This is a genomic window from Vreelandella azerica, assembly GCF_013112225.1.
In the GTDB taxonomy this organism is placed as follows: domain Bacteria; phylum Pseudomonadota; class Gammaproteobacteria; order Pseudomonadales; family Halomonadaceae; genus Vreelandella; species Vreelandella azerica.
This window is the reverse complement of sequence record NZ_JABFHI010000008.1, coordinates 66462-74809: the sequence shown is the minus strand read 5'-3', so window position 1 is coordinate 74809 and position 8348 is coordinate 66462. Positions and strand designations below refer to the sequence as shown.

The 8348-nt window shown below is 55.0% G+C and carries 6 protein-coding genes and 4 pseudogenes; 6 read left to right on the top strand and 4 right to left on the bottom strand.

The window, feature by feature from the left end; translation table 11 throughout:
• The 6 genes and pseudogenes from HLB35_RS15120 to fliR form a co-directional block, all read left to right on the top strand.
• Positions 1-253 (top strand): FliM/FliN family flagellar motor switch protein (locus tag HLB35_RS15120; protein WP_171703208.1); only part of this gene is annotated, 253 nt, incomplete at its 5' end.
• Positions 250-834, top strand: coding sequence for a flagellar motor switch protein FliN (gene fliN, locus HLB35_RS15115; protein ID WP_171702797.1), 585 nt, complete (start codon positions 250-252; stop codon positions 832-834). The genes HLB35_RS15120 and fliN, both read left to right, overlap by 4 nt.
• Positions 831-1292: a flagellar biosynthetic protein FliO gene (gene fliO, locus HLB35_RS15110; protein WP_171703207.1), complete on the top strand. Its 462-nt coding sequence runs from the start codon at positions 831-833 to the stop codon at positions 1290-1292. Before fliN ends, fliO begins: the two co-directional genes overlap by 4 nt.
• 95 nt (positions 1293-1387) lie before the next feature.
• Positions 1388-2100: pseudogene (gene fliP / locus HLB35_RS15105) on the top strand (flagellar type III secretion system pore protein FliP).
• A 30-nt stretch (positions 2101-2130) separates the two neighbouring features.
• On the top strand, positions 2131-2400 hold the full coding sequence (fliQ, locus tag HLB35_RS15100) for a flagellar biosynthesis protein FliQ (RefSeq protein WP_171703206.1): 270 nt from the start codon (positions 2131-2133) through the stop codon (positions 2398-2400).
• A 3-nt stretch (positions 2401-2403) separates the two neighbouring features.
• Positions 2404-3253: pseudogene (gene fliR / locus HLB35_RS15095) on the top strand (flagellar biosynthetic protein FliR).
• A 5-nt stretch (positions 3254-3258) separates the two neighbouring features.
• On the opposite strand, the gene flgL reads toward fliR, so the two are convergent.
• The 4 genes and pseudogenes from flgL to HLB35_RS15075 all read right to left on the bottom strand — a co-directional run bounded on the left by flgL (position 3259) and on the right by HLB35_RS15075 (position 8343).
• A complete protein-coding gene (gene flgL / locus HLB35_RS15090) occupies positions 3259-4557 on the bottom strand; it encodes a flagellar hook-associated protein FlgL (protein ID WP_171703212.1) in 1299 nt (432 codons plus the stop codon).
• A gap of 18 nt (positions 4558-4575) precedes the next feature.
• Positions 4576-6193, bottom strand: a pseudogene (gene flgK, locus HLB35_RS15085) (flagellar hook-associated protein FlgK).
• A gap of 68 nt (positions 6194-6261) precedes the next feature.
• A complete protein-coding gene (gene flgJ, locus HLB35_RS15080; RefSeq protein WP_171703205.1) occupies positions 6262-7287 on the bottom strand; it encodes a flagellar assembly peptidoglycan hydrolase FlgJ in 1026 nt (341 codons plus the stop codon).
• Positions 7287-8343 (bottom strand): annotated as a pseudogene (locus tag HLB35_RS15075) (flagellar basal body P-ring protein FlgI). The gene flgJ and the pseudogene HLB35_RS15075 overlap by 1 nt, the downstream one beginning before the upstream one ends.
• Positions 8344-8348 lie beyond the last annotated feature (5 nt).

The following is an 8348-nucleotide window of genomic DNA, read 5'->3' as shown; positions in this document are numbered from 1 at the left end:
TGCCCAGATATCCAGCCGCATCGGCCAGGTAATGGGGCTGAAAAAGGGCGACGTACTGCCTGTGGACATCCCTAACGTCGTTAACGCTCACGTAGATGGCGTGCCGGTGATGGAATGCCACTTCGGCAGCCAGAACAAGCAGCGTGCGCTCAGAGTACTGCGCATGATTGACCACGCGGCAATGAATAACAGCTCGTCCAATGACTTTTTAACCCAGTCCGTACGACAGAAAGCCAAGGAATCCAAAGCATGACTGATCCCAACAAGCCTGACGATCAGAACGTTTCTGACGATGATTGGGCGGCTGCCATGTCCGAGCAGGCGGCAGACAACGACAGCGCAGACGCTGATGATGCATTTGACCAGGCGCAGTCGGGCAAGGATGACCAAGGCAGCAGTGAAACCGGCATGGATGAAAGCGACGACCCTTGGGCAGCGGCCATGGCCGAACAGCAGGCGGTAGAAGAGGCTTCATCTGCAACTGAACAAGCCGCCCCCGAACCGGTTGAGGCCAAGCAGGCCAGCAGTGATGTTTTTCCGCCGCTGAGCCAGTCAAATGGCCATGGCCGCGCCCGTGATCTTGAAATGATCATGGATATCCCAGTCAAGCTGACCGTTGAGCTAGGGCGTACCAAGCTGACGATCAAACAGCTTCTGGAGCTGGCACAAGGCTCGGTGATTGAGCTTGATGGCCTGGCCGGAGAGCCCATGGATATCCTGATCAATGGCTACCTGATCGCTCAAGGTGAAGTGGTCGTGATTGAAGACAAGTACGGCATTCGAATTACCGAAATCATCACGCCGTCTGAGCGGATTCAAAAGCTGAACCGATGAGCGACGATGCTAACACGGCTGCCGCGGCAGGCTCAGGTGACGCAGCTTCCAGCGCCCTGCAAAGCGCTGGAAGCAGTAGTGATGCCTTAATAGGCATGGCAGCGCTAGGCAAAACGGCGGCTGCTCTGGCGTTAGTCGTCGCTATTATCCTGATATGTGCTGCCCTTCTGAAACGCTGGGGTAATCGCCACGTTCGTCAGGGCGCCCGCCTACAGGTGGTTGGTAGCACAGCGGTGGGCAATCGTGAACGGGTCGTGGTTGTTGAGATAGAAGGCACCTGGCTGGTCTTGGGCGTCGGCAATGGCCAGGTCAGCAAGCTGCATGAACTGCCCGCGCCGCCAGACATGCATCGCGATGATAGCGAAGAACCCTTCGCCCAGCGCTTTGCCCACGCCATCAAACGACAAGGTGGCACCACCATGTTTTCTGATTCCGACAAGTCCGATTCAAGTTCATGAGCCAGCGGATACCGACGATTTTTCTGCGACGCACTGCGCCTCTCACAGTCTCTAGTACCCAGCCAATGCTCGGGTTATGGGCCTGCTTGGCCATTATGCTGCTGTGCTTGCCGGATATCAGCGTTGCTCAACAGCTGCCGGGGATTATCAGCGAACCCATGGAAGACGGTGGCCAGCAGTGGTCAATATCGCTGCAAACCCTGCTGTTTCTCAGTTCGCTGGCCTTTCTGCCAGCCATGCTGCTAATGATGACCAGCTTTACGCGCATCATCATTGTGCTGAGCCTGCTGCGCACCGCCATGGGCACCCAAGCAACACCGCCCAATCAGGTATTGCTCGGAATAGCGCTTTTTTAACCTTCTTTATTATGTCACCCGTCCTTGACCAGGTGTATCAGACCGCTTGGGTGCCGCTTTCCGAAGAGCAGATCAACTTTGAAGAGTTTTTGGTCGTGGCTCAACAGCCTTTTCGTGAGTTCATGCTGGCACAAACCCGTGAGCCTGATATTGCCCTCTTTGCACGCCTGGCGGATATAGGCCCCATGGAAGGCCCAGAAGATCTGCCGATGCGCGTCTTGTTGCCCTCTTTTGTCACCAGCGAGCTGAAAACTGCTTTCCAGATCGGTTTCACGATTTTCATTCCCTTCCTGATTATCGACCTGGTGGTGGCCAGCACCTTGATGGCATTGGGCATGATGATGGTGCCCCCTATCACCATCTCACTGCCGTTCAAATTGATGCTGTTTGTATTGGTGGACGGCTGGCAGCTGATTGTCGGTTCGCTGGCAGAAAGTTTTTATATGCTTTAGCGCGCCGCGCGTCGGTGCTGGAGTTGTCTCATGACACCCGAAATGGTGATGGGCATTGCCTACCAAGGTATGAGGGTCACCCTACTGCTGGGCGGCCCCTTGCTGCTAGTGGCGCTGTTAACGGGCTTGATCATCAGCCTTTTTCAGGCAGCCACTCAGGTCAACGAAATGACTCTGACGTTCATTCCCAAAATTCTGGCCGTGTTTGCCACCCTGGTACTGGCCGGCCCCTGGATGCTGCAAGTAATCATGGACTACACACAACGGCTGTTTGCTGAACTACCCGCCATGGTGATGTAGGCCATGGTTGAAGTCACCTTCGCCCAGTTGCAGGCCTGGCTTGTGGCTTTTTCTGGCCGTTTGTGCGCATCACCGCTTTTATGGCGGCCTCCCCGTCTGGGGGCACTCAAGCATTCCCAATCAGGCCAAAGTGGCCTTGGCAGCCGTTATTGCCGTGGTCATTGCCCCTGTACTGCCACCCATGCCGGAAACACCGCTGATGTCTTGGGCAAGCGTGGGCATCATTGCCGAACAGATTGTGATTGGCGTGGCGATTGGGCTGGTCATGCGGATTGTCTTTGCCGTTGTTCAGGCCGCCGGGGAATTTATTGGCCTGAATATGGGACTGGCTTTTGCCAGCTTTTTTGATACTGCCAGCGGTACCAACATCATGGTACTGTCGCGTATTTTTTATATGATTACGCTACTGATGTTTGTCGCCCTGAATGGTCACTTGATGGTGCTTGAAACCCTGGTGATGAGCTTTCAAAGCTTGCCCATTGGTATCAACACGCTCAACGCTAATGCCTTCGAGATTGTTGCCCGCTACGGCGGCACCATTTTTGCCTCTGGCATGCTAATGGCGCTGCCTATTATGGCGCCCCTGCTGATCATCAGCTTGGGCCTAGGGATTCTGAATCGCTCAGCGCCACAGCTCACCGTCTTTAATATCGGTTTTCCCACATCCCTGATCGTCGGCATCATTCTATTGATGGTTGTCATGACCGACCTGCAACGCTTCCTGGAACGACTTTTCAGCGACGGCCTGATGTTTCTGCATGAACTGATCGAACTGATGGCGCAAGCGGGGTTAACCATAAAAAAGCCCCAGACTGGGGCTTTTTTATGTCAATACTTAGATCAGATTTCATAGATTGGTTAACGCAGATAGTCAAACAGCGTTGAACCCTTGATATCCACAAAGGCCTGCTGTGAGGCCTGCAGGCCTACTTGACGGAGGCTGTATTCTGAAATGGCTTCCACGTAATCCAGGTCTACCAGATCTGACAGTGTCTGTTCATAGTTGAGCATCCGGTTGCTGCCTACTGAATCCACGACATCCAGTTCGTTGAGGCGTGCACCTGCAGAGGCGCGTACGGTCAGGACGTTATCCAGGGAATTATCCAGATCGCGCATGGAGGTATTCAGGGTATTACGCAGATCTGCTTTCTCGGCATCGGTTTCGGCGGGGGTTTCCAACACCCGGATCGCTTCTTCCATGGTTCTGAACAGGTTCGGCTCTCGCTGCTCACTGCCTGCTTGGGATATCAGAATCTGATCGCCGCTTTCCGGCCTACCGCTCAGGGTGACTTCCACTCCCCCAAAGGACAGACTTTCACCCTCTGTGTAGGCTGCCTCCGTCAGACTCCCATCCCCAGCAGGGTCGTAGGCTGCCCAAGTGCCACTTTCAAAGCGCTGAACGCTTACCGTAGGCTCTCCTGACGCAGCATCTTCAGCGAAATTCAATCTGAAGCTGTCGCCATAATCGGCATTATTCACATCAACCACTTGCGGGCCGTTAAACGTCACACTGCCATCATTACGTGCTGCCGGGCCTGTCAATGGGCTACCGCTGGCATCCGTTTTGACTGCTTCCGCTACATAGCCTGCGCCACTGGGCACTGATTGAAAAATTGTCTCTCCATTCTCTGCGGCAGGCATGCGACGTGACGCGTCGATACGCTGTTCACGGATATTACTGTCGCCTTTATATTCCACATTGCCATCGGTGTTTTTGACAAAAGGGGGTGCGCTTTCCGCATAGCCGCCGAACAGATAACGGCCATTGCCGTCGGTCGCGTTAGCCTGACCAATCATGGTTTCGTAAACGCCGCGCAGTTCACTGGCCACAGATTGACGGTCAGCATCGCTTAAGGTGTCGCTGGATGCCTGCACCAGCAGCGTCTTGGCGCTGGTCACCGCATCACTGACGCTATTGAGGATGCTCTCGGTCTGGGAAAGCGAGTTACGCACGCTGACACGCGCCTCTGCATATTGCTCTGCCACCGCCTTGGATTGGTCTACCCGAACGGCACGCGAAGCCGCCTGAGGGTCATCAGAGGGGTTAACCACACGACGACCACTGGCGATCTGCTGGCTAACCTCAAGAAAATCGGTTTGCTGACGGTTAATCGATGCCGAACTCTGCTCAAACATGGTGACCGAACTGATACGCATCATAGCTTAGCTCCTGGGTTAACTGCGCAGACCGAGAATGGTATCCATGATCGTCGTTGCCGAATCAATCACTCGCGCATTCGCCTGATAGTACTGTTGGTAGCGAATCAGGTTAGCCGCTTCTTCATCAAGGTTAACCCCGGATTCGGATTGCTGAACGGCACGCAATTGATCCGTCAGCCCTTGGCGGGCATCAAGGTTCACCTGGGTAATATTGGTACGGTTGCCCACATCGCTGACAATCCCACCGTAGGCGCTGCTGACTGATGCATTTCCGCCGACAATCGGCTTACTCTGCAAGTCCTGTAACTCCAGCACGTTGCGGTTATCGCCAGGCGACGCTTCCAAGCCCGCCGCTATTTTATCAACATCATCGATATTGAGGTTCATGCCTGCACCACCACGGCGTACCGGCTGGGCTTCAAACTTGTCACCGTCGGCCAGGGGGCCATTGAATTCAATGCTGACGCCACCAAACGTCAGTGAGGTGCCATCCCAGTTAAAGTTTTCTGCAGGCTTGCCGTTGTCGTTACGCACTACCCTAAATTCATTGTCATCCGCGTTGTAAGTGGCGGTGTAATCCGTCGCCTGCAGGTCATCAATACGGGCTGGATCCAGCGCTATACTGCCGACCGTTGCCGAGTTTTGTTGATAGCTGTAGGCTTGCGGTGACTGCACAGTGAAAAAGTCTTCACCGGCATCACCGTTCAGATCGATGCCTGATTTATGCTGTTCATTAAACGCTGTAAAGTGATATGGCTAACTGGCCAATCTGGTTCTGGGTTTTATCCAAAGTCTCTTGGCGAAAACTCATCAGGCCGCCTAGTTGTCCGCCCTGAATAAGATTTTCATCCAGCTCAGTCACCTTGCCATTGGCATCTCGATAGCCAACTACCGTCCGCTGAGGATCCAGCCCTGACGCTACCGGTTCAAGCTTCAGCGCATTAGTACCTACCACCAACGGCTGACCATTCGGCAGGCTGACGTTATAGGATTTACCATCCTGGATATTCAGACGAATATCCATCGACTCGTTCAGTTCGGATATCAGATGGTCACGCTGGTTTAACATGCTGTTGGGCGCTTCACCGCTTTGAGCGCGTGCCAGGGCAATTTCACGGTTCAACCCAGCAATCTGATCAGTGGTGTTATTGATCTGGATGATTTCATCCTTGATCTCACTGTTAACGTTGCTTTGCATGTCCTGCAAATAGCCGTCAAACGAACGGAACTGGGCCGTCATCGTCTGAGCCGCGCCCACCACGCCTTGACGTGCTGCTGGGTCTGAGGGGGCACTGGAAAGGTCTTCAAGTGAGGAAAAGAAGTTCTGCATTAGCGGGGCGAGGCCCGCATCGCGATCTGCCAGCAGATTATCAATCTGGTTTATTTGCCCTTCGTAAGCCTGCAAGGCGCTGGACTGCGTTTTGGCATCGTTAAGCTGATCCGCCACAAAGCGATTGAACTGGCGCTCGATATCATTGATCTGCACGCCCTTTGAGCCTGCCGAGCCTTCACCCAACTGGGCAATTTCCCGGTTATAGCCAGGAGTATAGACATTGCTGATATTATTACTGGTGGTATTGAGGGCACTTTGTGCGGTATTCAGGCCGCTTAACCCTATCGAAAACATGCTCATGGTCATTTTCCTTAAGCCAATGGGCTAGTTATCGGCCTGATGCCGCAATACTTGAGGGTCAAGTTTGATTAGTGTGATTGGGCCAGCAAGGTACCCGCTTCCAGTTGGCCAAGGGTCTGCATGACCGCCACCAATTTGTCAGCGTAGCGCGGGTCGGTTGCGTAGCCGCCGGCCTGCAGGGCTTGCGCGGCCTGTTGCGGGCTATCTGCGTTGACCACCGCACCATAGCGCGGGTTGTTGCCAATCAGCGAAGCATAGTCGGTAAAAGCATCAGCGTAGGAATCATAAACGCGGAAGGTATCAACCACCTGAGTTCGTTTCCCACCGATATATTCATGAGTCACAATGTCCGTAGTCTTGCCTTCCCAGCGGCTGCCTGCCTTGATACCAAACAAATTGTGGCTGTTCTGACCGTCCTGGGTTGAGATGGCATGCTGTCCCCAGCCGGTTTCCAGCGCAGCCTGGGCCAGAATCAGCTCAGCTGGCACACCGGTAGCTTGGCTGGCCTGCTGGGCAGGTTCAGCCAGAGTCGCCTTGAACTGCTGCACATGATCAGACTGGGTGGCCCTTGGTTCAGCACCTGGCGCTTCTGGCGCCACTGATGGCGGGGGCGCTGTGCGGCTGGTTTCAATCTGATTCAGAAAATCGCTAGCATCAGCCGCGCCCTGCGGTGTCTCAACTGCCTGGGAATCTTTACCACTCAGCGGCTGAGGAGTGCCACGAGGGATACCGGCAATCAACGCCTGAGTATCGCTATCTTTCCCGGTAACGCTTTCACTGCGCTGAAAAGCGCCCTGACGCTCAAGCTGGTTGACAAGGGCATCGGCCAGCCCCATCCCCTTGGAGGCAATCACCTGGGACCACTGCTGATCAAGCATCGACTGATACGAATCCGTGGCCTGACTGTTCATCAAACCGGAGGTTGGCACTGCCTCACGCATGCTTTTGATCATCATCTGCACGAAGATCGCCTCAAACTGCTGGGCAGCGCTTTCAACGCCCTGCTCAGGATTGGTGCGTGCGGTGTGCTGAAGGCGTTGAAAACCTTGCATATCCAGCGCGAACTGGCCGGTCATATCCTGATTGATGCTCACTAGATCACCTCCAGTTCAGCGCGCAAAGCGCCAGCGACTCTTAGGGCTTCCAGAATCGACATCAGATCTTGCGGCGTGGCACCAAGGGCATTCAGTGCATTAACCACTTCGTTAAGAGCAGCACCTTCAACAATCTGTAGGTAGGCTTCCTGCTGCTCGATATCCACATCCGCATCAGGCACGACCACGGTCTCGCCTTGCCCTAGGGGTTGGGCTGGCTGACCCCAAAACGGGCATCAATCATGATCGACAGGCTACCGTGAGCTACTGCGGCCTGCTGCAAGGTGACCGCCTGATTCATTACTACCGAACCTGTGCGTGAGTTGACAACCACCTTGGCGCGCGCGCGGTTAGGCGTCATATTGATGTTTTCTACCCGCGCCATGAAGTTGACTCGGGCGTTATCATCCGCAGGGCCATCCAGTGCAATCACGCCGCCGCTGCGGGCATAGGCTACCGGGCTACCAAATTCCTCATTGATCGCCGTGACCATGCGCTGCGCTGTGCCGAAATCCGCTTCATTAAGCTGTAGCTCCAGGGTACCGCCGTTAGCGCCCAAGTTAAGCGGCACTTCTCGCTCAACCATGGCGCCATTGGGAATCCGGCCCGATGCCTGCTGATTGATCTGCACACTGCTGCCCCCAGCTTCGGCACCGGCACCCCCTACCAGCATATTGCCCTGGGCGATAGCGTAGGTATCGCCGTCAGCGCCCTTCAAAGGCGTCATCAACAGGGTACCGCCGCGCAAGCTTCGTGCATTGGCAATCGAGGAAACCACAATATCCAGATCCTGACCGGGGCGGGCAAAGGGGGGAGGTCCGCTGTGACCATGACGGCGGCCACGTTGCGCAATTGCAGATTGGTACCACTGGGCACGGTGACGCCGAGCTGGGAGAGCATATTGGTCAGGCTCTGGCTGGTAAAAGGCGCCTGAGTTGTCTGGTCACCGGTGCCATCCAGGCCCACGACCAGACCGTAGCCCACCAGCTGGTTGTCGCGCACACCGGCAAAGGTGGCCAGTTCGCGTACCTGCTCAGCCTGTACGGGTAACGCCATCAGGC

Bases quoted from the DNA above. Each gene is read 5' to 3' on its own strand.
- fliN (WP_171702797.1), top strand. From the start codon at position 250: ATGACTGATCCCAACAAGCCTGACGATCAGAACGTTTCTGACGATGAT.
- fliO (WP_171703207.1), top strand. From the start codon at position 831: ATGAGCGACGATGCTAACACGGCTGCCGCGGCAGGCTCAGGTGACGCA.
- fliQ (WP_171703206.1), top strand. From the start codon at position 2,131: ATGACACCCGAAATGGTGATGGGCATTGCCTACCAAGGTATGAGGGTC.
- flgL (WP_171703212.1), bottom strand. From the start codon at position 4,557: ATGCGTATCAGTTCGGTCACCATGTTTGAGCAGAGTTCGGCATCGATT.